General features: G+C 65.0%; 30 protein-coding genes. 17 read left to right on the top strand and 13 right to left on the bottom strand.

Going from position 1 to position 26,728, the window contains the following annotated elements; all coding sequences use genetic code 11:
- Positions 1 to 34 precede the first annotated feature (34 nt).
- The 10 genes from HWX39_RS14205 to HWX39_RS14165 all read left to right on the top strand — a co-directional run bounded on the left by HWX39_RS14205 (position 35) and on the right by HWX39_RS14165 (position 9,470).
- Complete coding sequence (locus tag HWX39_RS14205; RefSeq protein ID WP_016023158.1) at positions 35 to 787, top strand: C40 family peptidase; 753 nt, start codon at positions 35 to 37, stop codon at positions 785 to 787.
- Entirely contained in the window at positions 784 to 1,347 is a 564-nt protein-coding gene (locus HWX39_RS14200; protein ID WP_016023159.1) for a tail assembly protein, read from the top strand. Before HWX39_RS14205 ends, HWX39_RS14200 begins: the two co-directional genes overlap by 4 nt.
- On the top strand, positions 1,344 to 5,252 hold the full coding sequence (locus tag HWX39_RS14195) for a phage tail protein (RefSeq protein WP_016023160.1): 3,909 nt from the start codon (positions 1,344 to 1,346) through the stop codon (positions 5,250 to 5,252). The genes HWX39_RS14200 and HWX39_RS14195 overlap by 4 nt, the downstream gene beginning before the upstream one ends.
- Positions 5,243 to 5,557 (top strand): hypothetical protein, encoded by a 315-nt coding sequence (locus HWX39_RS36225; protein WP_244134999.1) that lies wholly within the window; start codon positions 5,243 to 5,245, stop codon positions 5,555 to 5,557. The genes HWX39_RS14195 and HWX39_RS36225 overlap by 10 nt, the downstream gene beginning before the upstream one ends.
- Complete coding sequence (locus HWX39_RS14190; protein WP_016023162.1) at positions 5,557 to 6,273, top strand: hypothetical protein; 717 nt, start codon at positions 5,557 to 5,559, stop codon at positions 6,271 to 6,273. Before HWX39_RS36225 ends, HWX39_RS14190 begins: the two co-directional genes overlap by 1 nt.
- Positions 6,274 to 6,326: 53 nt before the next feature.
- A complete protein-coding gene (locus tag HWX39_RS14185; RefSeq protein ID WP_175968690.1) occupies positions 6,327 to 6,611 on the top strand; it encodes a phage holin family protein in 285 nt (94 codons plus the stop codon).
- A 2-nt stretch (positions 6,612 to 6,613) separates the two neighbouring features.
- A complete protein-coding gene (locus tag HWX39_RS14180) occupies positions 6,614 to 7,063 on the top strand; it encodes a D-Ala-D-Ala carboxypeptidase family metallohydrolase (RefSeq protein ID WP_016023164.1) in 450 nt (149 codons plus the stop codon).
- Positions 7,060 to 7,542 carry a DUF2514 family protein gene (locus HWX39_RS14175; protein ID WP_016023165.1) on the top strand — a complete coding sequence of 161 codons (483 nt, stop codon included), beginning with the start codon at positions 7,060 to 7,062 and terminating at the stop codon, positions 7,540 to 7,542. Before HWX39_RS14180 ends, HWX39_RS14175 begins: the two co-directional genes overlap by 4 nt.
- A gap of 138 nt (positions 7,543 to 7,680) precedes the next feature.
- Positions 7,681 to 8,472, top strand: a complete 792-nt coding sequence (locus HWX39_RS14170) for a DNA adenine methylase (RefSeq protein WP_016023167.1) — start codon at positions 7,681 to 7,683, stop codon at positions 8,470 to 8,472.
- Between the two features lie 101 nt (positions 8,473 to 8,573).
- Complete coding sequence (locus HWX39_RS14165; protein WP_016023168.1) at positions 8,574 to 9,470, top strand: hypothetical protein; 897 nt, start codon at positions 8,574 to 8,576, stop codon at positions 9,468 to 9,470.
- A gap of 23 nt (positions 9,471 to 9,493) precedes the next feature.
- Here HWX39_RS14165 and HWX39_RS14160 read toward each other — a convergent pair whose 3' ends face one another.
- Positions 9,494 to 9,961, bottom strand: a complete 468-nt coding sequence (locus tag HWX39_RS14160; RefSeq protein WP_244134998.1) for a hypothetical protein — start codon at positions 9,959 to 9,961, stop codon at positions 9,494 to 9,496.
- Between the two features lie 78 nt (positions 9,962 to 10,039).
- Between HWX39_RS14160 and HWX39_RS14155 the strand changes: the two genes are divergently transcribed.
- The gene (locus HWX39_RS14155) at positions 10,040 to 10,675 is read left to right on the top strand and encodes an SOS response-associated peptidase family protein (protein ID WP_016023170.1); all 636 of its coding nucleotides are present in this window, start codon (positions 10,040 to 10,042) and stop codon (positions 10,673 to 10,675) included.
- Between the two features lie 127 nt (positions 10,676 to 10,802).
- Here HWX39_RS14155 and HWX39_RS14150 read toward each other — a convergent pair whose 3' ends face one another.
- Positions 10,803 to 11,564: a TIGR02391 family protein gene (locus HWX39_RS14150; RefSeq protein ID WP_016023171.1), complete on the bottom strand. Its 762-nt coding sequence runs from the start codon at positions 11,562 to 11,564 to the stop codon at positions 10,803 to 10,805.
- Positions 11,557 to 11,928, bottom strand: coding sequence for a hypothetical protein (locus HWX39_RS14145; protein WP_016023172.1), 372 nt, complete (start codon positions 11,926 to 11,928; stop codon positions 11,557 to 11,559). The genes HWX39_RS14150 and HWX39_RS14145 overlap by 8 nt, the downstream gene beginning before the upstream one ends.
- Before the next feature lie 499 nt (positions 11,929 to 12,427).
- Between HWX39_RS14145 and HWX39_RS14140 the strand changes: the two genes are divergently transcribed.
- Entirely contained in the window at positions 12,428 to 12,994 is a 567-nt protein-coding gene (locus HWX39_RS14140) for a GNAT family N-acetyltransferase (protein ID WP_175968689.1), read from the top strand.
- Between the two features lie 21 nt (positions 12,995 to 13,015).
- Here HWX39_RS14140 and HWX39_RS14135 read toward each other — a convergent pair whose 3' ends face one another.
- Positions 13,016 to 13,402, bottom strand: coding sequence for a VOC family protein (locus tag HWX39_RS14135; RefSeq protein WP_175968981.1), 387 nt, complete (start codon positions 13,400 to 13,402; stop codon positions 13,016 to 13,018).
- Positions 13,403 to 13,711: 309 nt separating this feature from the next.
- Between HWX39_RS14135 and HWX39_RS14130 the strand changes: the two genes are divergently transcribed.
- Complete coding sequence (locus HWX39_RS14130) at positions 13,712 to 14,002, top strand: hypothetical protein (protein ID WP_175968688.1); 291 nt, start codon at positions 13,712 to 13,714, stop codon at positions 14,000 to 14,002.
- Positions 14,003 to 14,175: 173 nt separating this feature from the next.
- Here the strand turns inward: HWX39_RS14130 and HWX39_RS14125 are convergent, their stop codons facing one another.
- The 3 genes from HWX39_RS14125 to HWX39_RS14115 form a co-directional block, all read right to left on the bottom strand.
- Positions 14,176 to 14,940, bottom strand: a complete 765-nt coding sequence (locus tag HWX39_RS14125; RefSeq protein ID WP_175968687.1) for a hypothetical protein — start codon at positions 14,938 to 14,940, stop codon at positions 14,176 to 14,178.
- 50 nt (positions 14,941 to 14,990) lie between these two features.
- On the bottom strand, positions 14,991 to 15,599 hold the full coding sequence (locus HWX39_RS14120; RefSeq protein ID WP_124844087.1) for an acyl-homoserine-lactone synthase: 609 nt from the start codon (positions 15,597 to 15,599) through the stop codon (positions 14,991 to 14,993).
- A 214-nt stretch (positions 15,600 to 15,813) separates the two neighbouring features.
- On the bottom strand, positions 15,814 to 16,257 hold the full coding sequence (locus HWX39_RS14115; protein WP_175968686.1) for a DUF4902 domain-containing protein: 444 nt from the start codon (positions 16,255 to 16,257) through the stop codon (positions 15,814 to 15,816).
- Positions 16,258 to 16,330: 73 nt separating this feature from the next.
- Between HWX39_RS14115 and HWX39_RS14110 the strand changes: the two genes are divergently transcribed.
- Positions 16,331 to 17,050, top strand: coding sequence for an autoinducer binding domain-containing protein (locus tag HWX39_RS14110; RefSeq protein ID WP_011547409.1), 720 nt, complete (start codon positions 16,331 to 16,333; stop codon positions 17,048 to 17,050).
- A gap of 46 nt (positions 17,051 to 17,096) precedes the next feature.
- Here HWX39_RS14110 and HWX39_RS14105 read toward each other — a convergent pair whose 3' ends face one another.
- From HWX39_RS14105 to HWX39_RS14080, 6 genes are all read right to left on the bottom strand, one after another.
- Entirely contained in the window at positions 17,097 to 17,804 is a 708-nt protein-coding gene (locus HWX39_RS14105) for an MgtC/SapB family protein (protein WP_175957749.1), read from the bottom strand.
- 306 nt (positions 17,805 to 18,110) lie between these two features.
- Entirely contained in the window at positions 18,111 to 19,655 is a 1,545-nt protein-coding gene (locus HWX39_RS14100; RefSeq protein WP_175968685.1) for a TolC family protein, read from the bottom strand.
- Positions 19,642 to 21,789, bottom strand: a complete 2,148-nt coding sequence (locus HWX39_RS14095; RefSeq protein ID WP_175968684.1) for an FUSC family protein — start codon at positions 21,787 to 21,789, stop codon at positions 19,642 to 19,644. Before HWX39_RS14095 ends, HWX39_RS14100 begins: the two co-directional genes overlap by 14 nt.
- Positions 21,770 to 22,819, bottom strand: coding sequence for a multidrug transporter subunit MdtN (gene mdtN, locus HWX39_RS14090; protein WP_175968683.1), 1,050 nt, complete (start codon positions 22,817 to 22,819; stop codon positions 21,770 to 21,772). Before mdtN ends, HWX39_RS14095 begins: the two co-directional genes overlap by 20 nt.
- On the bottom strand, positions 22,816 to 23,109 hold the full coding sequence (locus HWX39_RS14085) for a hypothetical protein (protein WP_175968682.1): 294 nt from the start codon (positions 23,107 to 23,109) through the stop codon (positions 22,816 to 22,818). Before HWX39_RS14085 ends, mdtN begins: the two co-directional genes overlap by 4 nt.
- Positions 23,106 to 23,735 (bottom strand): hypothetical protein, encoded by a 630-nt coding sequence (locus HWX39_RS14080; RefSeq protein ID WP_175968681.1) that lies wholly within the window; start codon positions 23,733 to 23,735, stop codon positions 23,106 to 23,108. The genes HWX39_RS14085 and HWX39_RS14080 overlap by 4 nt, the downstream gene beginning before the upstream one ends.
- 234 nt (positions 23,736 to 23,969) lie before the next feature.
- On the opposite strand from HWX39_RS14080, the gene HWX39_RS14075 reads away from it, so the two are divergent.
- The 3 genes from HWX39_RS14075 to HWX39_RS36805 all read left to right on the top strand — a co-directional run bounded on the left by HWX39_RS14075 (position 23,970) and on the right by HWX39_RS36805 (position 26,485).
- Entirely contained in the window at positions 23,970 to 25,118 is a 1,149-nt protein-coding gene (locus HWX39_RS14075) for a metallophosphoesterase (RefSeq protein ID WP_175968680.1), read from the top strand.
- Between the two features lie 215 nt (positions 25,119 to 25,333).
- Positions 25,334 to 25,939: an alpha-ketoglutarate-dependent dioxygenase AlkB gene (locus HWX39_RS14070; protein ID WP_175968980.1), complete on the top strand. Its 606-nt coding sequence runs from the start codon at positions 25,334 to 25,336 to the stop codon at positions 25,937 to 25,939.
- A gap of 339 nt (positions 25,940 to 26,278) precedes the next feature.
- Entirely contained in the window at positions 26,279 to 26,485 is a 207-nt protein-coding gene (locus HWX39_RS36805) for a hypothetical protein (protein ID WP_059585120.1), read from the top strand.
- Positions 26,486 to 26,728: the final 243 nt, after the last annotated feature.

Raw genomic sequence — 26,728 nt, 5'->3', positions numbered from 1 at the left:
CTCTTAACGGACCCGCCTCTCGGCGGGTTTTTTTATGGACGAACGAATCAAGCAGGCGATCGAGGCGCACGCGCTTGCCGAGTATCCGCGCGAGTGCTGCGGGCTGATCGTGGAAACCGCTTCGGGAGATCTGTACGTGCCTGGCCGCAATGTCGCGGCGGCGCCGACCGAGAGATTCGGACTCGCGGCCGAGGATTACGCGGACGCGGAGGACATGGGGGAAATCCTCGCGATGGTGCACTCGCATCCGAACGGGACGGCGCAGCCGAGCATGGGTGATCGCGCGATGTGTGAGCGCGCAGGCATTCCGCGGTGGGTGATCGTCTCGCTCGGCGTGCAGGCCGACGGGACGATCGGCATCGACAACTGGTGCGAGTTCGGGCCGAGCGGCTACGTTGCGCCGCTTTACGGTCGGGAATACGTGCATGGCGTTCTCGACTGCTATTCGCTGGTGCGTGATTGGTATCTCGCCGAGCGAGGGATCGTGCTGCCTGATTTCGAGCGCAAGGATGGGTGGTGGGCCGACGGGTATTCGAACCTGTATATCGCGCACTACCAGGACGCGGGCTTTCTCGATATGGGCCGCGACGCGCAGCTCGAGCCGGGCGACGTGCTGCTGATGCAGGTGCGGAGCAAAAACGGCGTGCCGAATCACTCGGGCGTGTATCTGGGTGACGGCATGTTCGCGCATCACATGCACGGGCGGCTGTCGTGCCGCGCGGTGTGGGGTTCGATGTGGCGGGATAGCTGCACGACGGTGCTGCGGCACATCGGGGGTGCGAAGTGACGGAAAAGCTACGCGAGGTGAGGCTTTACGGGATCGCGGGTGCGCGATTCGGTCGGGTTCATCGTCTGGCCGTCTCGTCGACGGCGGAGGCCGTGCGCGCACTGTCGGTCCTGATCCCGGGCTTTCGGAAATTCCTGCTCGACGCGCGCGACAACGGGTTGACGTTCGCGGTGTTCAACGGCCGCAGAAACCTGAGCGAGGACGATCTCAGCGCGCCGGTCGGCGGCGAAGCGATTCGGATTGCGCCGGTGATCATCGGCAGCAAGAGCGGGGGGCTGTTCCAGACGATTTTGGGCGCGGCGCTGGCCGTGGCCGGCTTCGTGTTCAGTCAGCCGACGCTGATCGGGCTGGGCGTGTCGATGGCGCTCGGCGGCATCACGCAGATGCTCAGTCCGCAGCAGGCCGGGCTGGCCGGTGCTGCCGACAACGGAACCTCGTACTACTTCAACGGCGCGGTGAACAGCGCCGCTCAGGGCGAACCGGTGCCGCTCGTGTACGGAGAGATGGTCGTCGGATCGAAAGTCGTCAGCTCGGGCATCTACACAGAGGATCAAGTGTGAAAAAGATTTACGCGGAATCCGGGCCGAAGCGGATCAGCGGGGCGAAGGGTGGAGGCGGTGGGGGTGGAGGCGGTGGGGAATCGCCAGACAGCCTGCATTCCGCCGCGCGCGCGAAGGTGCTCGACGCCATTTCGGAGGGGCCGATCGTCGGTCTGGTGAAGGGCATGCAATCGGTCTTTCTCGATGGCACGCCGATTCAGAATTCCGACGGCTCGGTCAACTTCCAGAGCTACAGTGTCGACGTCCGCACGGGCACGCTCGATCAGGAGTTCATGCCGGGCTTTCCGGCGGTCGAGCGCGAATCAGCCGTAGGTGTGCCGCTGACTTCCGATGCGCCGTGGGTGCGGCAGGTGCAAAACACGCAGCTGTCGGCGGTCCGTATTCGCTTCGGCCTGCCGGCGCTGCAAAAGAGCGATCCGGCGACCGGCGTGTTCGGCTATCGCGTGGAATATGCGATCGATCTGTCGGTCGACGGAGGCTCGTACGCACAGGTGCTGTCGTCGGCCTTCGATGGCAAGACGACGTCGCTTTACGAGCGCTCGCACCGGATCGAGTTGCCGCGCGCCACAACCGGCTGGTTGGCCCGCGTGCGCCGCATCACGCCTAACGCACACAGCTCACTGATTGCGGACACGGTGAATATCGAAGCGATCACGGAGGTGATTGACCGCAAGCTGCGGTATCCGATGACAGCGCTCGTCGGCATGACGTTTGACGCGCGATCGTTCTCGCAGGTGCCGGTGCGGTCGTACCACGTTCGCGGCCTGATCATTCGGGTGCCGTCGAACTACGATCCCGAGACGCGCACGTACTCGGGGGCATGGGACGGGACGTTCAAGCCGGCGTGGACGAACAACCCGGCGTGGATTTTCTACGACCTGCTGCTGAACGATCGCTACGGCCTCGGCAAGACGGTCGACGCGTCGATGATCGACAAGTGGGGGCTGTACGAAATTGCGCGGTATTGCGACGTCATGGTGTCGGACGGCAGAGGCGGCGTTGAACCGCGCTTCACGTGCAACTGCGTGATCCAGTCGGCCGCCGACGCGTACAAGGTGCTGCAAGATATTGCCAGCGTGTTCCGCGGCATTTCGTACTGGGGGCCGGGTGCGGTAGTCGCTTCCGCGGACATGCCTTCCGATCCGGTCTACGTTTACACCGCGGCGAACGTGATCGACGGGGCATTTCGCTACGTAGGGAGCGAGCGCAAGACGCGATACACGGTCGCGCTTGTCAGCTACAACGATCCATCGAACCAGTACAAACAGGCGGTCGAGTACGTGCCGGACGACGACGGTATTGCGCGTTACGGCGTCATCAAGACGCAGGTAACGGCGTTCGGTTGCACGTCGCAGGCGCAGGCGCACCGGCTCGGGCGATGGCTTCTCCTGACGTCGCGCTACGAGTCGGGCACGGTGTCGTTCAAGGTCGGGATGGATGGCGTGCTGGTCGGCCCGGGCCAGGTGATCGCGATCGCCGATCCGCGAAAGGCTGGTCGACGCATCGGCGGGCGCATTCGCGCGGTGGCCGGCAACGTCGTAACGCTCGACAAGGCGCCGACCGTTTCGCCCGGCGACCGCTTCACGGCGATTCTGCCGTCGGGCATCGCTCAGTACCGTGCGGTGAAGTCCGTCGATGGCGACGTGCTCACGTTGGCCGATCGCTTCGACGCGGATCCAGTGCCCGGTGCTGTGTGGATGCTGGAAAACGCGGAGGTCGCGGCGCAGCTCTATCGCGTCGTGAGCGTTCAGGAAGGCGACGACGACGGACGCATCGAGTACACGATCACGGCGACGATGCACGAGCCGGGGAAATACGCGGCAATCGACGACGGCGCACAGATTCAGCAGAGGCCGGTGACGGTCGTGCCGCCATCGGTGCAGGCGCCGCCGACCAACGTGCGCGTGACGACGTACTCGGCAGTCGATCAGGGGATTTCCAAAACGACGATGGTGATCGCGTGGGACGCCGCGGATAACGCCGTGACGTACCTGCCGGAATGGAGGAAGGACAACGGCGATTGGGTCAGTGTGCCGCGCACGGGTGGCCTGCAGGTCGAGGTGCCCGGGATTTATCAGGGGCGGTATGTGGCCCGTGTGCGCGCGCAGAACGTGATGGGCGTTACGTCGCTGCCGGCGATCAGCGCGGAAACGCAGCTGAAAGGCAAAACGACGCCGCCGCCGGCCGTTGCGTCGCTCAAGGCCACCGGCATCGTGTTCGGGATCAACCTGGCTTGGGCGTTCCCGGGCGACGGTACGGCCGGCGATACGCAGCGCACCGAGCTCTGGTATAGCCGCACGCCGAGCCGCGACGATGCAATCAAGCTGTCGGATTACGCGTATCCGCAGGCGTCGACGTCCTTGCAAGGGCTCGCGGTCGGCCAGGTGTTCTATTTCTGGGCTCGGCTCGTCGACACGTCAGGAAACGTCGGGCCGTGGTATCCGGCGGCCGGGCCGGGCGTGCAGGGGCAGCCGACAACCGACGAAGGGGAATACGAGAAGTATTTCGCGGGACGGATTTCGCACTCGGCGCTGGGCGAGGATTTGCGCAAGCCGATCGACGCAATTCCGGGCCTTCAACAAGGCGTCGAGGATAACGCGAGCGCAATCGAAAAGGAGATTCGGAATCGCGCGGACGCGATCGCGAAGGAGGTTCGGGATCGAGCAGATGCTGTGGCCGAAGAGGCACGACAGCGCGGTGCCGCGATCACGGCCGAGCAGCAGGCGCGGCAGACGGCCGACAGTTCGCTCGGGCAGCGCATCGATACCGTGTCGGCCGGCGTGGGTGACGCGGCGGCAGCCATCAAGCAGGAGGCGACGGCGCGCGCCGATGCGGACGGTGCGCTATCGGCGCGAATCGATACTGTCGTCAGCAAGACCGACGGCAACGCGGCGGCCATCGTATCGGAAGCGACGACACGGGCGAACGCAGATTCGGCGCTCGGCAAGCGTGTCGACGCCGTAACAGCCGACGTCGGCGCTAACAAAGCAGCGATCACGGCCGAGCAGCAGGCTCGTGCCGATGCAGACGGCGCGCTCTCGTCGCGCATCGATTCGACGACTGCGGTGGCCAACGCGAATAAGGCCGCGATTGCCGCAGAGCAAAGCGCGCGGGCCGATGGGGACTCGGCGTTGTCGAGGCGGATCGATTCCGTTTCGGCACAGATCAATGTGCCGATGGCTGGCGACAGCGGCCAGGCAGCCGGATCTACGCTGGTAATGGCTGGTGTGTATTCGGAGCAGTCGGCGCGAGCCGAGGCCGATATGGCGCTGGCGCAACGGTTCGAATCCGTAACCGCGCGTATGCAGTCGACACAGGCGAATCTGGTGGCCGATATTCGCACGGAGTCGAAGGCGAGGGCGGATGCGGATAGCGCGCAGGCCGAGCAGATCACGACGGTGCGTGCGCAGGTCAACGAAAACTCCGCGGCCGTGCAGACGGTTGCGCAGTCGTACGCGGACCTGAATGGTCGGGTGTCTGCCTCGTACCAGATCAAGACGCAGATCACGTCGGACGGGCGCACGTACATCGCAGGGATTGGGATCGGGATCAATAACGACAGCGGTATTGTCGAGTCGCAGGTGTTGGTGTCGGCCCAGCGCTTCGCGGTGGTTGACCCGAACAACGGCGGCGCTTCGATCGTGCCGTTCGTGGTGCAGGGCGGGCAGGTGTTCTTGCGCCAGGCGCTCATCGGTTCCGGCTGGATCACGAACGCGATGATCGGCAGCTACATCCAGTCCGACAACTACATCGCGGGCCGGCAGGGCTGGCGGCTCGACAAGAGCGGATGGTTCGAGATCAATTCGCCGGACGGGGCTGGGGGACGGACGGTCTATGACAACAACGGCGCGCGCACATACGACGAGAACGGTGTGCTTCGTGTGCGTTGGGGGAGGTGGGCGTGAATACTGGGCTCCAGATTTTCGACGGCGCCGGACGAGTCATCCTCGATGCAAGGTCGCGTGCGGGGCGAGTCGTCGGTATCGCGTGGACTGGTGGTGGGGATGGACGTGTGGCAGCGGACATGTCCGGCGGGGAGCCATTTTGGTCGTTCATGCCCGCCCGCATTTTCTATCGCGTTTCAGGTGCCGAGCCATCTCCGATTATTGCGATCGACCGGAACGGCGTGAGCTGGCGGTACAGCGGTAATACGAGTGGGTCGAATGCGTACACGCAGGTGCCCGGTTGGATAGTTTATGGAGTGTATTAATGCCGGCAGGATTTCAGGCTTTTACTGATACGGGCGTGTATCAAATCGATGGATTGACCCCCAACTACCAAGTGGTGCAGGCGATGTCGGCGCAGGCGGTGGACACATCGCTACGCCTCGCGATCAACGATGCAGGAAAAACATTCAACGTGACTCTTCCTAGTGTCGCGTTTGCGTTCAATGCAACGGCGGGTCCGATGTACGGCGTATATGCGTCAGATGGCGTTGGCATCACGATTTGGAGTACCGATTTTGACCGGGCTACTTACACCCTGCGATTTGTAACTGAGCGACCGTGCACCGTCTATTTCTTTCAGTTCGATCAGGTGCCGCCGGCGTCTGGAAATTTCGGGCTTCAGGTGTTCAACGGGCAAGGGCGTCTCATTGCTGACTCGTCCAAACCTTTTCTGCGCGTGCTCGACGTTATCTATAACGAATATGTTCCTGGGGATGGGTGGATGGTAGCTGGTGCTCCGAGCCCGCCGTGGGACTCTCGAGCATACGGCGTTCCCATCATCGTCTCGGGAATTTATCCGGTACGTCACGCGTGGAGCTATGACCCTGGAGGCGTCGAGTTGAGTTCAATTCGCGTGAGCGGGGACAGGGTTTCGTGGGGGACAACAATGTACGGAGGTGGCCGAAAGCCAAACTTGGCAGGGTTTCGAGAACAGTGGCATTCGCGCTTCATGGTGCTGGATGCGACGGGAATTGTGTGATGGGCCGCCAATTGGCGGCCTTTCTTTTTACGGGGCGGGAACGGGGAGCGGTAATGCAAGAGCACGAAAAGACGATTCTGGAGTTGATTCTCATGGGCGGACTGATTGGCATTGCGAAAGTTTTGGTGGGTAGCGAGCAGCTCACGTTTCGGCTTGTGGCTGGGCGTGCCGTGCTCGGTTCGGCGACGTCGATGGTCGCGGGCTTGGCGCTGTTGCAGATCCCGGATTTGCCGCCGATCGCGTTGCTCGGCCTCGGTAGTGCGCTGGGCATCGTCGGGTCGCAGTACCTCGAGGTGCTGCTGCGACGAAATGCAAAACGGGTATTCGGAGAAAAATAAACATGGGAAATCTCACAGCACATTTCACGCTCGAGGAGTTGACCGCGAGCGACACGGCGCGCCGGCGCGGCATCGATAACACGCCGTCTCCCGCCGTCGCGGCGAACCTTCGCAGGACGGCCGAAATGCTCGAGCGCGTACGCGACGTGCTCGGCGGGCGGCCCGTGATCATCACCTCGGGTTATCGAGCGGCGGCGCTCAATCGCGCGGTAGGCGGCGTTCCGACCAGCGCGCATCTGTCGGGCCTGGCCGCCGATTTCGTTTGTCCAAAGTTCGGCGCACCGCTCGACATCTGCCGGGCGATCAGCGCGTCGTCGATCGAATTCGACCAACTGATTCAGGAGGGCACGTGGGTCCACATCGGCCTCGCGCCGATCGGGACGAAGCCGCGTCGACAGGTGCTGACGGCATCGTTTGGCTCGACGAGCACGACGTACTCGGAGGGGCTATGACCTGGTTCGATCCGCGGGTTTGGCTCGCAATCGTCGCGGCGGTGGTCATCGGTTCCGCGGCCGGCTATTTCAAGGGCCATCGCGACGCCGACCAATCTCACACTGTAGAAACGCAGGCGCAGCGAATTCGCGAGCTCGTAGTCGAGCGCGACGAAAGCGACCGAATCGCGCGCCAACAACAGGGGAACGCTGAAGATGCTTCGAACAAACGTGATCAGGCGCGCGCTGATGCTGCCCGCGCTGCTTCTTCTGCTGACAGCCTGCGCCAGCAAGTCGACGAGCTCATCGCCCGTACACGCGATCCCGGCGATGCGACCGGAGGCGCGGCAGCCGTCGGCGCCCTCGATCTGCTTGCCGACATGTTCGGCCGGACTGACGAGGCTGCGGGAGAATTCGCGCGAATCGCTGACGAGCGGGGCATTGCCGGGCGGCAGTGCGAAAGCGACTACGACGCGCTGACGGGCGCGGCGCTCCGATAGAAACAGGGCGACCGAGGGGCGTGCGGTAACACGCCCCTCGGTCGCTTTTCCACTGTCTGTGCCAGTGAATCAGCCAAGGCCCTGCATACCTACGTAGGCGGGCCGGATTCTACACCAAGTTCAAATACGGCTTTCACAATGGCAAATCCGATTATTCCGTGGATCGGCGGCAAGCGGCGCCTTGCAGACCATCTCATTCCGCGCTTTCCGGCGCACGACTGCTACGTTGAAGTGTTCGCGGGCGGCGCTGCGTTGTATTTCATGCGGCCGCCGGCAAAGGTCGAGGTGATCAACGACGTTAACGGCGAACTGATCAACCTGTATCGCGTCGTTCAGCATCACCTCGAGGAATTCGTGCGGCAGTTCAAATGGGCGCTCACCAGTCGGCAGGTGTTCGAGTGGCTGAAGCAGACGGCGCCGGAAACGCTCACCGACATCCAGCGTGCGGCGCGGTTCTACTATCTGCAGAAAAACTGCTTTGGCGGGATTGTCCACGGGCAGACGTTCGGCACGGCTACCACTGCGCCGCCGGGTCTGAACTTGCTGCGGATCGAGGAAGAATTATCCGCGGCGCACTTGCGCCTCGCGAGCGCATATATCGAGCGTCTGGACTGGGCGGATTGCATCGATCGCTATGACCGGCCGCACACGTTGTTCTATCTCGATCCGCCGTATTTCGAGACGCGCGGCTACGGTGTCGATTTCCCGTTCGCTGAGTACGAGCGGATCGCGGAGAGGCTCCGCCGCATCAAAGGGCGAGCCATAGTAAGCCTGAACGACCACGAGCAGATCCGTCGCGTATTCGACGGATTTCACATCGAGACGGTGCCGCTGCAGTACACGGTGGCCGGCTCGCATCGAAGCGTCGAGCGGAGCGAACTGATCATCTTCAGTTGGGATGACGCGGCGCAGCCGGCCGGCTTGTTCTAACTTGGGTCCGCACTTGCTGCGGGCTTTCCATTTCCCGAATCTGTAATGAGTATGTAAAATTCATGATCCGGGGATATAACAACTTCCGACCTGAGAACACAATGAAAAAAACGCTGATTTCCGCAGTTCTGGCTGGGCTCACACTTACGGCGTGTGGTGGCGGCGACGATTCGTCGACGCCTTCCGCATCCGGTCCGGCAATCCGCCTTGCGTATTCGGGGGCGCCGTTGGTATCGACGCAGCGCGCACGCGCTATGGCTGCTGCGACGGATGTGTCGAGTGCCGCGTCCGCGCCAGATGCTTCCGCCGGCGATGTACAGCCGACGATCAGCGCGCTGCAGAACGCATTCAAGGCGAGGGGAGCCGACATCGCGGTCTATCCAGGCGTCGTCAACGGTTCGAAGCTGCACGACATCGTCATGAGTGAAAACGGTGGCGTAGGGCCGACTGACGCCGAGATTGCAAACTCGAAAACCAACATCAGCGAATGGGCTCTGGTGTACTTCGAGCTCGACGATATGTCCGGATACATCGATTCGGCACTGCGGAGCGCCGAAGTTGATCGGTTCAAGCGCGACCTGCAGGTGTACGGCGCACGCGAATATCTCAAGGGGCGAGTCATTTTCGCGGCTCGGCCGATCGTGTCGTGTGCGGGGCCAAAAGAGGTTCGAACCGTCAACGACGAAGGTATGGTGGTGGTGAACACGTATAAGCCGACGTCGCAGGTGCTTTACGAGGTCATCGAGGGCGCCGGCATCGAGGGATTGGTGTCGCCCATTGGTGGAATTTACAGGCCCGACGTATCCCATATGGGCACCGACTGCAGCACGCCCGACCAGACGGTGCGAGATGCACACCTGGCCAGCATCGCTGATCCGCTGGTCGATCGGTACAAGGTGGCGCTCGACACAATCAACAAATGCAAATACAACCCGTCGGCCATCCCGGAGGGTGATCGATCGGCTCAGTGCTGGGGTATTGAGCCTGTGAAGAAGTAAAGGCTGCGGGGCGCGCCGACGACTCACATCATCCCAGCGCGCCCCTTTTCCTTCCGGAGAAGGTGGCGTAGCTCTTGGAACTTCCCATTCCCACCACTGAGCTCCCCTCGATCCTGGACGTTCTTGTCGACGTAGTCGAACCATTCCTGAATTCTGTCGAGCGATTTCCGCAGAGCCAGAATCTCGAGGATCAGCCAGCGTACCTGCAGGTCAGTGTACTCGCGCCAGAGGGCGCGAAGCTCTGCATCCGACGGAGCGTCGAATTCCGGCATCGACGGCTTCATCTTGAATCGTGGATCTGTGAGCGGCACACGGTTACGGTCGATCCTAGTGGCCTCGATCGGCGTGCACGTGCCTAGGAACACGGCTCTTGCGTCCTGATCGATCCAAAATTCAAATTCTTGTTTCGTGAGCTCGATCGGGGTCCTCAGGCGGTTCTTGTCGCCTTGGAACCCGTACTCCCAAATGTAAGCCCACTGCGGCTTGATCACGTCGTCACCACTGTATAAAAACACAGTGTATCCCGGGGTAAGATGGGGCCGTCAAGATCGAAAATAGGGGAGCGGTCTATGTGCACGAATTACCGCGCACCGCACGAGGACTTCGAGCTGCGAGAACTGAGGATCGAGCCGTTCAGCGACCTGTACCGCCGCGCTCCGTGGAAGGATGAGATCTGGCCAGACTACCTGGCACCGATCGTGCGCTCGGCAGGTGAGGGCGCCGAAGCTGTGGCCGCAAACTTCGGGATGATGCCGAAGGCTTTTCAGCCTGCCGGCAAGAAGTTCATGACCGTCAACGCTCGATCGGAGACAGTCGCCGAGAAGCCTGCGTACCGCACAGCGTGGCGCGCCGGCCAGCGCTGCCTGATCCCCGTAAAGTGGGTGTACGAGCCGAACTGGGAGACGGGGAAGCACGTGAGCTATCGGATCGGCGTGGGCGACTGGCGGCCATACTGCGTCGCGGGCATCTGGCGTGCGTGGCGTGGCGCCGACGGTGTCGAGACGCTCGCGATGGCGATGCTGACGGTGAACGCCGACGAGCACCCGGTGATGAAGCACATGCACCGCCTCGGCGACGAGAAGCGATCGGTCGTGATCCTGCGTCCGGCCGACTATGACGAGTGGCTGCACACGACCAATGTCGACGCGGCGCGCGCGATGCTGCAACTCTATCCGGCTGACGAGATGGTGGCCGAGCCGAAGTGATTTCGCGTTACGCCAAATTTACGCCAAATTCGGCATGGAGGCTTGCTGCATAAGGCGGGAATGGGGTGTCGCTGGTCCCCCCGACAGGAAGCGAACGCGAAGCGCCGTTCGATATCTTCCGACTAGCTCATTGTGCAGCCTGTCTCTGTGCCGCTCGCGCGTCGACAATGCCCAGCAGGTGGCTGGCCAACATAATCATTTCGACGGCTTCGCGCGGCGTGTCGATCGGTACGTTTCGATGTGAATGGGGGTTTTTGTACGACCCAATTGCTCCGGCAAACAGGGCGGACAGGGCCTCTTGCTCACCTACGTCCTTGGTATGGTCAGCTAGTGGACCTGTATTTGGAGCAAAGGCTCTCCTTATCATCGGCACGCCATGGTCGGCTGCGGGATATTCGGCTGCAGTCCGGACCGCGATTTCGACGGCACGCATCGCCTCGAAAACGGCCGTTGGATAGGCGCCGCGCATAAAGGACAGCCATGCATCATTTGAGATCGCTGAGTGCAGCAAGTCTTTCGGTAGTAGACGGGCGGTGCGGTAGTTGACAAATGCAGCCTCGTTCTCGAAGCGGCGTGCGCGACGGCTCAGGTGGCGGAATCCGTTCTGGCCGTTTACGCCGTCATCGGGGACGATCAGCGCCTGCGCTTCAAGCCAGGCCAGTGCCTCTGCGATCGCCAGGTCTATTTCCTGGCGGCGGTTTGCGGGGTATTGTGGCCGACCGTTCAATGCGATTTGATGCTCCCATTGTTCTGTGCGTAGCGCCCATACATTGAAGGCCCGGTGTTCCCCTCGGGCGCGTAAAAGGAGCAGCATTTTGCCGGCGAGTTCTTCGGGCTCGAGTGCGAGCAACGCGTCGACATCTGGAATCTCAATCGGAAGCTCATTCATGGGAATGAGCCTCTGAAAGAAGGTTCGACCACGCAACACCAAACACGTCAAGCCACTCCGAATACCTTGCAGCGATCGCACTACAGTCATTGCTAGTCATTGTGTGCACTGGGCGCCCGTTGAGTACATGCGTAAGCACTTTTTCAAAGCGTTCGGTTAACCGCCCATATCGTTCGGTTTTCCGTCCGTCGCTTTCGACGACATACTCGCAGGCCAGCAGCCCTTTCCGTCGTGCCGTGAAGTTCGCACTTTCGGGTATGCCCAAGCCGACTATTCCTCGCTTACTCGCGAGATCGATCAGATCTCGATTGCGCCAGAGGATCAATTGAATGTCGTTAACTTCGGCGCCCGATAATTTCTTCATGTTCGTTCCGCAAAAAAATTCGCTAACAAGCCAGATTAGAGCATGGAGAGGTTACGGCGAAAGTTTGCTACTCTCACCACTCCAGTCCTTGCAGCAGTGCAGGCAACGGTAACCTCTTCGAGAATACGCGCATCGCGTAGTTGATTTTATGTCGCCGACGGAGATTTGGTTGGAAGTTCCGACCCCGGCAACACCCGTCTGGCACTAATAAGCCAAAATAGCGGAGGGATGGTGCTAAAGCTTCACATCTACGGTGAGGCTTACAAATATCGGGGCGTAGCTTTCAGCGTAGGTTTTTTGGTATGGCCATATGTGTCATGGAATGTTGTTTCTTCGAGGAAAACGAGTAACCGCCACGAGCGCGCCAGCGCCCGTTTCTCGTCTCCTGTTCCCCGGATCGTCGCCGGCAGAAGCGGCGGTCCCGATTTCTCCTTCGTCCGTTCCACTTTCGGGTTTGCGATAGCGCTCACGTACGTCGCCTGAACGATCCGCCTCCCGCATGTCCACACCGTCGAAGATCGAAACCGAACGGCTGACGCTGCGTCGCTGGCAGCCGATGGATGCGGGTGCGCTGTCGGCGATGCACGCGGATCCGGCTGTAGCCGAATGGCTCGCGCGCGGGCCGATGTCCGTTGACGAGGCGAGCGACGTCATCGCGCGCTTCGACGCGCATTTCGATGCACACGGTTTCGGCCCGTGGGCGGTCGAGCGCCGCGCCGATGCGAGGCTGATCGCGGTGTGCGGCCTGTCGCGCGAAGTGCGTGCAACGCATCCGATGGCGCCGTGCGTCGAGATCGTGTGGCGGCAGGCGCGTCACGCCTGGGGGCACGGCTACGTTGCCGAAGCGGCCGCCGCCGCGTTGGCCGACGGGTTCGATCGGATCGGGCTCGGCGAGATATTCGCGTGGACGGCCGACACCAACCTGCGATCACGGCACGTGATGCAGCGGCTCGGCATGCAGCATCAGCCTGCACGCGATTTCGACCATCCAGCGTTGCCGGAAGGGCATGCGCTGCGCCGGCACGTCGTGTGTGCCGCCCGCGCCGCCGGTCTGGCCGGCGCGTAACGGCTCACGCGTGTTCGTCTGTCAGCGCCACGTGCCGTTCTGCAGCACGATCCGGTAGCCGTCGGCATCCTCGAAAGTCTGGCCGGATATTTCCCAGTACGGATTGAACGACGTCACCGGCATGAAGCCATGTTCCGTGGCGCGCGCGCAGGCGGCTTCCCATTCCGGCCGATCGGGCAGGTAGAACACGATCAGGTCTTCGGGCGTTGGCGACGGCGCGATCGGATGGTCGGGGCAGTGCGTGAATTCGAAGTGATAGTCGAGGCCCTCGCGTCCGAGCATCACGCCGGAAAAGCCGTCGTGATCTTCAAAGCGCGCAAGAACGGACAGGTCGAGGGCGTCGCGATACATGCGCTCGGTGCGGGCGAGGTTGCTGACCGGGCGGGCAATGCGCAGATGGGCGTGCAAGATGGCCTCGGGGCGAGTGGCGGGCCGGTCAATGATAAGCCGGCCGATCCGGGTTGCGCGGGGCGAACGGATCGCGCCTCGGCGCATGCTCATCGTATCGAACGAAATGGGCTCGTGTTGGCCAAACTTTCGGCCAAACGAATCGAACCCGCCGTACCTCGTCTCGCGAAAGAAAAAACATGACGCTTCCGATCAAATGCGCGCACCCTGTTGCAGCGGGTGCTGGTCCGGACGACCTTCGACGTGCTGCTTTTGCCTCGGCCTGCCGATCGATAGGCCGACGTGCATATTCCCGACGAGCGGCCTCAAATGGGTAACCCCGATCTCCGTCGGCCGGTTACCGGCCCTTATCGCCAGTCGCGATGGGCGGGCGCGCTTGAGGTTGCCTTTGGATGGGTGGCCAAGGGAACGATGGTGCTGGCCGGACTCGCTATGGTCGCGTTGATGGCCCTGACGGGCGACGTGAGTGCGCTGGCAGACCTGCCAACGACAAAAAAGGGCTGGTTGTACCTGCTGCTGGCCATGATCGGGGCGGTGGCGCTGATATTTGCGGTGCACCACTACTGGCCGCGGCCGCCTGGTGTGCGCCCGGCAGGTTAGGCGGGGCGGAAGGGGATGTGTCCCCGCAATTCGCGCAGGCAAGAAAAAGCCCGCTACATTGAGCGGGCTGAATCCATGTTTGGAGACATGGAGGAGACAGGTGTAAATTTAAGGGAAAACCCGAGTCATGGCAAGCCCTAGTTGTATCGATACAACTTCCTGTGGCGTCGCATTCACATGCCGCCAGCCCGGGCATGGGCCGCAAATGCGCTGAAGCGCTCCTGTGCGACCGGTAACGCGTACTTGTCGCGCATCTCCGTCTCGATCCATGCACAGGCCTCGCGCGCGCAGTCGGTCAGCGCGTGCCGTGTTGCGTGTCCATCGATGTCGTAGACGAAGCGCACACCGACCTCGTCGTCGGCCACCTGTCGCTCGAGCTGGTTGAGCTGCAGTTGCGGCCCATGCTGTTGCGACAGCGCACGCAATTCGTCGAAGTGATATTCGAGCCAGTCGGCAAAGAACAGCGCGTCACTGTGGCACGGCAGCCGGAAGGCCGTGCTGCGTGACGGGCGCGGCACGGCTTCGCCGGCCGACCCGTGCGGCTCGCCGTCGGCGGCGATGGATGTGTCGACGGGCGCGAGCGGTTGTCGAATCCGGCGATAGGGCTCGCGATCGCGCAACGCATGCCACAGCAATTCGTCGCCGACGGCGCCGGACGGCTGCATCGTCAGGTCATGCCGGCCGTCGTCGGCCGGCGTGATGTCGCGGATCACGAGGCGCAGCGAGCAGAGTGGTTCGTCAGCGGCCAGCAGTGTCGCCGCGCGCGGCAGCCCGCAGACGAGCGGCGCGGCGCCGGCAGCCCGGAACACGAGGCCGCGACGGTCGAGCCGTACGAGCGGCAGCGGCCGGGGAAACGACGGGTAGGCGACCGTGATGCGGGCGCCGTTGGCGCTCGTCAACCCGGGCATCATCGCGCGAAAGACCTGAGACTGGTCCACGTTGTTCTCCTTCGTTACAATGCCGCCCGGACGGAAACGCGCGTTTCGGTTCAGGCGGCGATGGCTTGCCGGGTTGCCTGCCCCGGCTCGATTCCTAGTGCCGCAAACGTTTGCGGATCAATGTCGATCCAGCACGCGACCACCAGACGCCCGTCTACCTGCTTCGGCGGGCCTGCGCGGTGCGCGTGTATGCCAATCCGGCGGAACAGCCGCTCCATGCTCGCGAACGTCACGCCGATCAACTGCCGTGCGCCAAGCTGCGCCGCGCATTCGACGACGGCCGCGAGCATCGGGCGCACGGCCCATTCGGCGTTGCCCGGCCCGCCTTCGTCGTCGGTTGCCGCGAACCGGGACAGCTCCCAGACGGCGGCCGATTGCGGTAGCGGCATGTCTTCGGCGATCAGGTCGGCGAACAGCGACTTCAGCAGATACGGGCGCGTCGTCGGCAGCAGGCGCGCACATCCGCACATGTCGCCGCTGGCGTTTCGCGCGAACACGTACACGGTATCGTCGCGATCGAACTGGTCGCGCTCGAAGCTTTCGTTCGCCGACGGGAGCGCCCAGCCAAGCTGCTCGACGAACACACGGCGCCGATAGCGCCCGAGATCCGCTGCAAGTTCGTGTGGCAACCGCCCTTCCTCGTGAACGAAGGTCCGCATGGTGTCCTCGGATCTGTGCTTTTGTATGTATGCATTACATCGCGCAGCACGAGGGGGCTGTAACTGGTAACTCTTACAGGGTGCCGTTGGAAAGACGTCGTTTAGGACGTGGTAACGGTTTCTTGATCAACGGGATTGAAAACCGTGCGGCTTTTGCTTATAAAGAGCGCCAGCATCGTGGAAATTGTCCGATGAATAGATGCGCAGCCAGTTGTCACTGGAGCGTCGGACCGGCATGATAGGCGTCGTTGCGCCCGAGCAGGGCCGACGCGACCGCGGCGGGCCAGTCGATGCACGCGAGTCGTGCGGCGAGCGCGGCGGCTGTGCGGAACATGCCGATGTCGGTGCCCGTGGCGTCGATGGCCATCACGTTGCTGCGGACGTCGCCGCCCGCTATCACGAACGTGCCCGTCGCGCGTTCGAGATACCAGTCCCAGCCGATCGTCACGTAAGCGACGCCGGCACTGGCCGGGCGATGCCATTCGGTATAGCCGGCAAGGCGTGCGTCGATTGCGCTGTCGCGCAATTCCGCAAGCAGCGATGCGTCGAGGCCGCTTGCGACATGGTCGAGCGCAAGCACGGCCAGTGCGCCTTCTGACAGGCGTACGTAGCCGTCCGGGGACGGGCCGGAGACTGGGTGCAGCAAAGGTGAAGTCATGCGCGGAATGTATCAGCCTCGAACGGGGGCTGGAACCTGACAAGTATGACAGCGTGACGTTGTCGGAGAACGAATGGAACTGCGCTGGCAGGATGCCTATCAACAATTCAGCGCCGCGGAAGACGAGCAGCAGCTCTTCCAGCGGATCGCCGCCTATTCCAAACGGCTGGGATTCGAATACTGCTGTTACGGCATTCGCGTCCCGTTGCCCGTTTCGAAGCCGGCGGTCGCGATCTTCAATACCTATCCAGACGGCTGGATGGCGCATTACCAGGCGCAGAACTACATCGAGATCGACTCGACGGTTCGCGACGGCGCGCTCAGCACCAACATGATCGTCTGGCCGGACGTCGACCGGATCGACCCGTGCCCGCTGTGGCAGGACGCGCGTGACTTCGGGCTGTCGGTGGGCGTGGCGCAGTCGAGCTGGGCGGCCCGCGGCGCGTTCGGCCTGCTGAGCATCGCCCGCCATGCCGACCGGCTGACGCCGGCCGAAATCAACATGCTGACGCTGCAGACGAACTGGCTCGCGAACCTGTCGCACTCGCTGATGAGCCGCTTCATGGTGCCGAAGCTGTCGCCGGCGGCGGGCGTCACGCTGACCGCGCGCGAGCGCGAGGTGCTGTGCTGGACGGCGGAGGGCAAGACCGCGTGCGAAATCGGCCAGATCCTCAGCATCTCGGAGCGAACGGTCAACTTCCACGTCAACAACATCCTCGAGAAGCTGGGCGCGACGAACAAGGTCCAGGCGGTCGTCAAGGCAATCTCGGCCGGGCTGATCGAGACGCCCTGACAGGGAGTGAGGGCGGCAGCGCGAGAGGTTGCTGCCGCCAGGCGGCTCACTCCATCATCGGCTCTGCTTCCTTCGCGGTCCAGCTCACGCTGGAAATGCTCTTCTCCATGCTCATCCGGCTCGCGATCTGCTCGAGCTTCTGCTGATCCTTCGGATGCAGTTTCAGTGTCGCGGTCACCTTCAGCCGGTCCGGCTGGTCGGGCACGTCCTCGCTCGTGAGGCTCTGGAACGACAGCGGCTTCGCATACATCGAGTTCGACAGCAGCGTGCGGATGTGCACCTCGTCGGAGGTCAGGCAGATCACGGTGATCTGGTATTCGCGCACGAGATCGGCGTTCGATACCGGCGTCGCGTTGATCGCCTGGCTGACGCCGCGCAGCACCGTATTGGTGAGCAGCACGACGCCCGTGCCGGCAAGTGCGGGCACGAAATGGCCGGAGCCGGACAGCACGCCGACGGCCGCCGAGCACCACAGTGTCGCGGCGGTGTTGATGCCCTGGATCGAGCCCTTGTCGCGCATGATCACGCCGCCGCCGAGAAAGCCGACGCCCGACACGACGTAGGCGGCGATCTGCGTGACGCCGGCGACGCCATTGCCGGTCAGCACGCCGAGCGTGACGAACAGGCATGCGCCGCTCGCGACGAGCGTGATGGTGCGCAGGCCGGCTGTGCGCTGGCGCATCTGGCGCTCGAGGCCGATGGCGACGCCGCAGGCGAACGCGGTGAAAAGACGGAGTGCGAAATCGAAAGTCATGGTTGTCCTGCCGTGCTAGGCGCGCGTGCCGTTTCGCGTTGCAGCGGCGCAGGGCCGAAAGCGACGCGAAGATGGCCGTTATCGCGCGGTACTGTACCGCGCGAATGCGTCATTCAGTGTGAAACGGGGAGGTGTGCGGCTCGCGGAACGCGAGCCCGGCAGGAGAACTGCGGCGGACAGGCGTTCAGGCGGCAAGCGGCGCACGCAACGGAGTGCTGCAACTGTCCACGATGGTTCCTGAAGGGAGAATGGGCGGCATTCTAGTGGGCGGCGGGCGCATGCGTCAACCGCCTCGCGGCGGTCGAGCTACTGCGCCGAGCCGATCGTCCCGGTCGCAAGCGCGAGCGCGGCGGCAGCGGACAGCGCCCCGGCATAGCTGTCGACCTCCGCGTTGCGGGCGGCCAGCAACTGGCTTTGCGCGATCGTCGCATCGGTGACCGAACCGACGCCGTTCCGGTACGCGGTCAGCGCCGCATCGTAACTCGTCTGCGCGGCATCGACGAGCGCCTTCGCGGCGTCGTGCGACGCAAGGCTCGTCTGTACCGCGTTCTGCGCGGCGACGACCTGGCGAACGGCTTCCTCCTTGGTTCGCGTGAGGCGCGCGGATGCGCTTTCCGCATCGTTGCGCGCCTGCATCAGCACCGCCGAGCGCAGGCCGCCGTCGTACAGCGGAATCGTCACGCCGAGGAACACGCCGCCGCCGTAGCGGCTGCCGTTCAGGTTGACGGTCGGTGCCTGGTCTCCGATCGCGGGCAGCGCGGAGATGGACGTGCCGCCGCTCGCGTACGACGTCGACGCGGACAGGAAGATCTTCGGCATGAACGCGGCTTCCGCAGCCTTGATTTTCGCGCGATTGGCCTTTTCGAGCGCGAACGCGCCCTGCAGGTCGGGGCGGCGCGCGATCGCATCCGACACGATCGCGTCGACCGACGCGCCGAGTGCGGGCGGCAGCGGCCGCTTCGGCAGCGCGGCGATGGTCGGCTTCGACAGCGGCGAGATGCCGAGTGCGGAGACGAGGGCGAGGTAGCCGTCGCTCTCCGTGCCGTTCGCCTGCACGAGCGCGAGATTTGCCTGCGCGCGATTCTGCGTCGCCTGCGCGAGCTCGACGACTGTGCCGACGCCGTGCTTGAGACGCGCGCGGGAGGCCGCGAGGATCGCATCCGCGTTCGCGAGACCCTGCCGGGCGCTGAGCGCGCGCGCGCGTGCGGCTTCGTAGCGGTAGTACGCGACGGTCACGTCGTGGATCACCTGTTGGTGTACGGCCGTGAACGCGACGTTGGATGCGATCGACGCCTGCTCGGCCGCTTCGACGCGCGCCGCGCGGCCGCCGAAATCGAACAGCAGCCATTGCAGCGACAGCGCGGAGATGGTGCCGTGCACGGTGGAGTTGCTCGACGAATCGCCGAGGATCGACGACGTCGTGCCGTGATTTGCCTGGTAGCCGCCCATGGCCGTCGCGGACAGCCTCGGCAGGTAGGCGGTCTTGGCGAGGCCGACCGCCAGCGCGGCGTTGCGCGCGTCGTTCCACGCGATGCGGGTCAGCGGGTTCGCCGATTCGGCGAGATCGATCAGCTCGGGCAGCGTGTATGCGTGCGCGGCATCGAGCGCGGCCGGCGGCGAGACTGACGCGAGCGCGGGCGACGCGGGCAGCGTGTAGTCGTGCGAACCTTGTGCGGACGCGCGCGGCGGGCCCGGCACGATGTCGCCCGCGGCCGACGTTTGTGGCTGCCATGGGCGATCGGACGCCTCCGGCGCCAGATCGATCGACGACGTCGCGCAGCCGGCCAGCGCGACGGCGGTCGCGAGGGCGGCGGCGGCGATCGAGGCGGCCGGCGGTTCAGGTAGGCGCATGGGGGGCAGGCTCCTTCGGTGTGGCTTGACGGGCGGCATCGGCGATGTGCGCGAGCCGCGTGTCGATCAGGTTCAGCAGCGCGTCGCGTGCGGGGTCGGTCGGGGTGGTATGCGGCGGGGTGGCCCATGGCGCGGACGGTGCTCCATGGGGTGCGGCTTCGTCGTCGCGCGGTTCGGTCACGCGGGCGAGCTGCGCGCCGATCGCCGCGTCGCCGGGCTTGCGCTCGGCGAGCAGGAACAGCGGGCCTTCGAGTGCGCCGAGTTCCGCGAGCGCGCGCCGCCGCGTCGCGAGCCACGTGGCGGCCGGCCGCACCCACGACGGTTCGTAGTGGACCAGCCCGAGCTCCTGCCTGATCGCGCCGTGACGGGCGAACGCCTCGGCCGCGAGCGCGCGCCGCTCGGCCGGCTGCGCGACCTGCACGAGGCGCCGCCACTGGTCGATCAGCGCGGCGAGCCCGACGTCGATCTGCTTGCCGATGCTGACGGGCCAGATGCGCGTGAACACGAGATACACGACGACGTTGCCGAGCAGGATGCCGATCGTGCGATCGCGTGCGATCGTCAGGTCGAAGCCGGGGCCGGCGCCCTGGATCACGCACAGGAAAAATGCGAACGCGATCTGGAAGCCGGCATACGCGATGCGTGGCGAGCCGAATGCGACCCACGCGGCGAGCCACGCGCCGGCGAACACCAGCGCCATCAGATGGCCGACCGACGATAGCGACGGCACGATGAATACGAGCGCCGCCGTGCCGAGCAGCGCGCCGACGATGCAGCCGAAGATCCGCAGCGTGAGCTTCTCGACCGTCTCGGCCGTCGAGCCGAGCGACACGATGTAGCAGGTGACGACGCACGTATGGATGCCCGACCAGTCGAGCTGCGAATACAGCAGGTAGCAGAAGATCGCCGCGGCGGTCGTCTTGAGCGCGTAGCGGATGTGGTCGGGATTGCTGCGCGCGTCGGGCAGGAAGAAGCCGCCGTGTGGCGCGGGGGGCGGGGCGGCTGCGGATCCGGATGCGTCGGGTGCTGTCGTCGGAGCCGACGAAGCCGACGAAGCCGACGAAGCCGACGAAGCCGACGAAGCCGACGAAGCCGACGAAGCCGACGAAGCCGACGAAGCCGACGAAGCCGACGAAGCCGACGAAGCGACATCGGTCGTTGCGGCCGGTTCCGCGAAATGCGTGATCGCCGCCTGGAGATTGGTCGCGGCAACACGCGCGAGCGGCGGCAGCGTGTCGGTCGGCGGGAGCGCGAGCGTCACGTCGACCGGGTAGCCGCCCTGGTCGAGGATGTCGGCCATCTCGTCGAGTGTCGCGGCGATCGGTGTGGCATATGCGTCGGGCAGACGCGCGTCCGGTTCGCGATCGGCCAGCGCGACGCCAACGAGCAGCGCGGTGCTCGATGCCACGGCCTGCCGCAACGCCGCGAAGTCGGCGGCGGACGACGAGCCTTCGAGTTTCGACAGCTTGAGCCACGTGAGCAGTTGCTTGTCGCCTTCATGCAGGCTGGCGTCGAATGCGTCGCGCGCCGCATCGTCGCCGCGCAGCCGCTGCGCGGCAAGCCGCAAGCGCTTCGCGAGTTGCGCGTGCGCGAGCTTGCGCGGCGACGGTGCGATCAGCAGGTTGACGACGATCGCGACACCGACCGGGATCGCGATCGTCAGCCAGATGTACAGCAGCGCGCGCGTTGCAGCTTCGCCGAACGGTGCGAGGCCGAGCTGGTCGAGCCCGAAGCCGACGATCATCGCGAGGATCGCGCCGACCGGGCGCAGCTTGCTGGCCGACGTCAGGTACAGGAGGCCGACCGACAGCACGGCCATGCACGCGACGCGCAGGATCGAATAGTCGATGCTGAAGATCGCGATGCCGAGCACGAGCCCGATCACGATCGTGACGATCACCAGCAGCGCGGCAGCGAGCACGACGCTCGTCACGCGGTCGGCACGGATCATGAAGAACACGACGTACGCGGACAGCGCGGCTTCGGGCGTGCCGTAGGCGGCTGTCACGAGCGCGGTCAGCGCGCAGATCAGCGCAACCCGCACGGCAATCGACATGCGCCCCGGAAACGGCGCGAGCAGTCGCAGGACTTCGCGCGGGCCCGGCGAGCGAACCTCAGCGGCAGGCAGTGCCATGCCGGACCTCGACGATCGCACTGGCGCCGACGCGCACGAGCGTGCCGTCGGGTTCGTCGAGCTTCACGCGTACGGGGAAGCGCTGCGCGACGTGCACCCAGTTCACCGAGTTCTGCACGATCGGCAGCGTGCGCGGCAGGTTGATGCGGGCGCTGTCGGCGATGCCTGCGCCGATGCCGACGACCTTGCCCGTCAGCGGGCGGCTGCGGTCGATCATCGAATAGACGGTCGCGCAGTCGCCGACCGCGATGCGGCTCAGCGACGTCTCGCGGAAGTTGCCGACGGCGAACCATTCGCTCGCGTCGATCAGCGTGAAGATCGACTGGTTCGGCGCAAGGGTTTCGCCGGCGAGCACGCTCAGGCCCGTCACGAGGCCATCGTGCGGCGCGCGCACGACGGTGTCTTCGAGCGCGTGCTGCGCGCGGGCCAGCGCGGCCTCGCGCGCATGCAGCGTCGCGATCGCGTCGGCCTCGTCGCCGATCGTCTGCGCGGACGCGCGCTGCTGTTCCTGTGCCTGCGTGAGCGACACGGCCGCGTCGCGCTGGCGGACCTTCGCCTGGTCGAACTGCTGCGCGCTGACGTAGCCCTGCGCGGCGAGCGGTGCGAGCCGGTTCACGTCGCGCGTCGCAAGGTCGTGATTCTGCGTCGCGCGCTTGACCTGCTCGGCCGCCACGGCCGCGTTCGAGCGCTCGCCGATCAGCGAACGGCGGCGCGTGTCGAGCGATGCGCGCGCGAGCTCGAGGTCGGCCTGCGCCTGCGCAACCGTCAACCGGTACGGCACCGGATCGATGACATACAGCAGGTCGCCCTTCGCGACGCGCTGGTTTTCATGCACGGCGAGCTGCACGATGCGGCCGCCGACCGGCGACGCGACGTGCACGACGTCCGCGTCGATCGATGCGTCGTCGGTGGACGGGTAGGCCGTCGTGCGGTGGTACGCGTACACGAGTGCCGCGATGCCGAGCGCGACGATCGCCAGTGCGATCACGCGGCCTTTGATGGAGGGGCGGGCGATGCCGGCGGCCTTCATGCGAACGGCCCCGTGCCGGTGAGCCACACGATTACCGCGACCATGAGCCCGATCGCGGTGCAGACGGCCAGCTGGTAGGGCACCGTGGCGGCCCAGCCGGTCGCGACGAATACGCGGTGCGCGACGATCGCGCCGACGACACCGACGATCGCGCTGACGAGCCAAAGCGGGAAATACGCGCCGAACAGGACGTACGACGGAGCGCCGCGCGATGCGCAGCCCGCGAGCGGCAGGGCTGGCGCCAGGACGGCGGCGACGCGCAAGGGCGCGCGCGGCATTGTTTTTCTCATGGTGTGACGAGCTCGACGTTGGGGGTGGATGCCGGGCGCGGCGCAATGCGGATCGTCGCCGCGACGACGATTCCAGGATACGGAGCCGATAATAAATCAGCGCGATGCGGACCGCCAGCCACCCGCCCAGCGCACTGTTGGGGGATTGTTGGTCTGGGGCGCGCGTGCGCACGTTCGGCACTGCATTGCTGCGATGATGGTCGGCCCGTCGCGATTCTGCCAGTGGAAGCTCGCGTAGGGTTGCCGACGGGATGTAAAGGATCGTCAGACGAACGAAGGGTGGCTGATTTGCCGTGTCGACCGCGCGGAATCGGTGCGGAAACGGCCGATTGCCGTTCGACCGCACGGGAATGTGGCCGATCCGGCAGATCGGGGCCGATGTCGACGAGCAGGGCGACCCGATTGCGTGTGTGGCGCGGCAGCGCGTCGCGATCGGTGACGCAGATCCGCGGCGGGCGTACGACCTGGGCTGCCTGCTCGCCCGCGAGAGCGACGACGCACAGTGGCATCGGCGGTGCATGGCGGCGCGCGGTGCTTTCGGGCAAGACGCGGACATGCACGTCGATCATCCGGCCGCCGTTCTCGACATGGTTGATCTGGATGCGCAAGCGCAGCGTGCGCTGCATCTCGGTAACGAGGGGCTTCGGGAAAGCGTCAACGTCGCTCGCGTCGGGCAGGCCGATGCAGCCGCGGTCAGGTGTGGCGTCGAGCGGCGTCGAAGCCAGGCCGGCGACCGGTCGTCACAGCCGCGATCTGTGTACCATCGCACGTATGGCGCGACGCGCGGCACGGAGCCTCTCGGCCTCGTGCGACACGCGACGCGGAAGCGGTATCGGCATCGCAACGAAGGTGAGCGTTCCATGCGAAGTTTCTTTGTCCGGTTCATTGCAATCGGCGTGTTGTTCCATCTGTACGTCGGGATTCGGATCATTCCCGATGCGTTCACGTCGCCGGTCGCGCGCACGATCGCGGCGCTCGTGCTGGCGAGCTTCGTCGTGCTGATCCCGGTCGGCATGTTCTCGCGCCGCTTCGACGAAGGCTGGGCCGCGACGCTGGCCGGCTGGGCCGGCTCGCTCGTGATGGGCTTCTTCTCGTCGCTGCTCCTGCTGACGTTCCTCCGCGAATTCGTGCTGCTCGGCGTGTTCGGATGGCGGCATCTCGGGCATGACGGCGCGTGGCCCGGCGCCGCGACCGACACGGCGCTCGGCGTGCTGGCCGGTGCGGTGCTCGTCACCGCGATCGGGTTCGTCGGTGCGCGCCGCACGGCCGCGGTCAAGCGCGTGTCGATTCCGGTCGCGGGGCTGCCGGCCGGGCTCGACGGGCTGACGATCGTGCAACTGTCCGACATCCACGTCGGGCCGACGATCAAGCGGCCCTACGTCGAACGGATCGTGCGCGCGGTCAACGCGCTCGATGCCGACCTCGTCGTCGTGACGGGCGACGTGGTCGACGGCTCGGTCCAGCGCCTGCGCGAGCACACGGCGCCGCTCGGCCGCATGCAGTCGCGGCATGGCACCTTCCTGGTGACGGGCAACCACGAGTATTACGCGGGCGCACATGCGTGGATCGACGAATTCCGGCGCATCGGGCTGACGGTGCTGCTCAACGAGCATGTGCTGATCGAGCGTGACGGTGCGCACGCGGTGCTCGCGGGCGTCACCGATTTCACGGCGGGCGGGTTCGATCCCGCCCATCGCAGCGACCCCGTTCAGGCGCTGGCGGGTGCGCCGCGCGACGTCGGCACGAAGATCCTGCTCGCGCACCAGCCGCGCAGCGCGGAAGCGGCGAATCGCGCCGGCTTTACCGTGCAGTTGTCGGGGCATACGCATGGCGGCCAGTTCCTGCCATGGCCGCCGTTCGTGCGGTTGCAGCAGCCGGTGATCGGCGGGCTGAGCCGCTTCGGCGACCTGTGGCTCTACACGAGCCGCGGCACCGGATACTGGGGGCCGCCGAACCGCTTCGGCGTGCCGTCCGAGATCACGCTGATCCGGCTGACGCGCGGCGGGTAGGGCCGGCCGGCAGGACGGAAGAAAGCGGCCCCCTCGGCAAGGCGGGCCGCGACGCGCCGCGATGATGGCGTGATGCGCGTACCCGCTTCGCGGGGCGCGGCGGATTCCTCGCACCCGCAAATGACAGCGAACGACAGCGCATGGCAGCGGGCGACGCCGTTGGCTAGTATGCAGGCATGTACCGTTCGCTCCGTTCTTCGTCCGCTTCCTTCGACATGTCGACGCCCGATCTCTTCGCTGACACGCCCGCACCCGACGTGGACTGGTACCCGGACTGGCTGGCGCCGTCCGATGCCGATCGCGCGCTGGCCGCGTTGATCGGCGAGGTCGCGTGGCAACAGGACACGATCCGCACGCCGCGCGGCCGCATTCCGTTGCCGCGGCTGACCGCATGGCAGGGCGAGCCGGATGCCGTCTACGTGTATTCGGGGATCCGCAACGTGCCGGCGCCGTGGACGCCGGCCGTGCTCGACCTGAAGCGCGCGGTCGAGGCGATGTGCCGCGCGCGTTTCAACAGCGTGCTGCTCAATCGCTACCGCAACGGGCTGGACAGCCTCGGCTGGCATGCGGACAACGAGCCCGAGCTTGGCGATGCGCCGGTGATCGCATCGGTGAGCCTCGGTGCGATGCGCGTGTTCGACCTTCGCCATCGCCAGACGGGTGTCACGCATGCGTATCGCCTCGGGCATGGCAGCCTGCTCGTGATGCGTGGCCGCACACAGGCCGAATGGCAGCATCGCGTGCCGAAGGCGCCGGGCGTGCAGGGCGAGCGCGTGAACCTGACGTTCCGCTACGTGACGCCGGCCGGCACGGGCCGGTAATCCCCTCGTCATTGAGATGCCGGGAGCGCCGGGCGCTTCGCGCCCCGTTTTTACGATTCACGGGCGACCGAGGCAGGCAAGCGGTCACCTGTGCGGCACGTTGCCGCACGACCGCTGAGCCGTGCGTGCTGACATGGCGCTGAGGCCCGTGGCATATGGGTTTCAGATAAATTTGATCGACCGACCGGTTCCGATAGATGAGTGAAACCTCTGATGGTGCGTCGCAACAATCCCTGGCTACACTGCTCAATGGCAGAAGCGCGTCGCATCCCGGCGCGATCCTTTCGACATGCCCCAAGCGTCGCCGACGCGGTGCGCAAGGGGGCAGGAGCAAAACGCGTGACTGTATTCGACCCTTCCTTCGAACCCTCGCTGCACGTCTTTGAACAAGACGGCGGATGGCAATGGGCGCTGACGGTGAAGCGGGCGACCGGCGTCGGCGTGAAAGTCGTCGCGTTCAGCCGGGAAGGCTTTCGCGGCGAAGCCGAGGCCTATGCCGCCGGCCAGCTTGCCCGCGCCGAGTATGACGCCGCCGTGACGGCCTGACGCCGTCGCGTCGATTCCGCCCGAGGATCGTCTTCACTGTTCACCGCCCGCCGCCGGGCGGTTTTTCCCAATCGTTTTTCAGATTTCCGTTTGCCCGAGCGTCGTGCTGCGCGACGCGCGACAGCGCATGCGGCGTTCCTGCGCGCCGGTTCGTCCGCGCTCGCCGCGCCAAATGGTCCGTACCATTCGACACGTGTGTGCCATACGCTGCGCTTAACGTCCCTGCACGGCGCCCGTCGCGCC

The organism is Burkholderia sp. BCC0322 (assembly GCF_902833045.1).
GTDB lineage: Bacteria > Pseudomonadota > Gammaproteobacteria > Burkholderiales > Burkholderiaceae > Burkholderia.
Note: the sequence above shows the minus strand (reverse complement) of the source record. Positions and strands in the feature narration are given on the sequence as shown.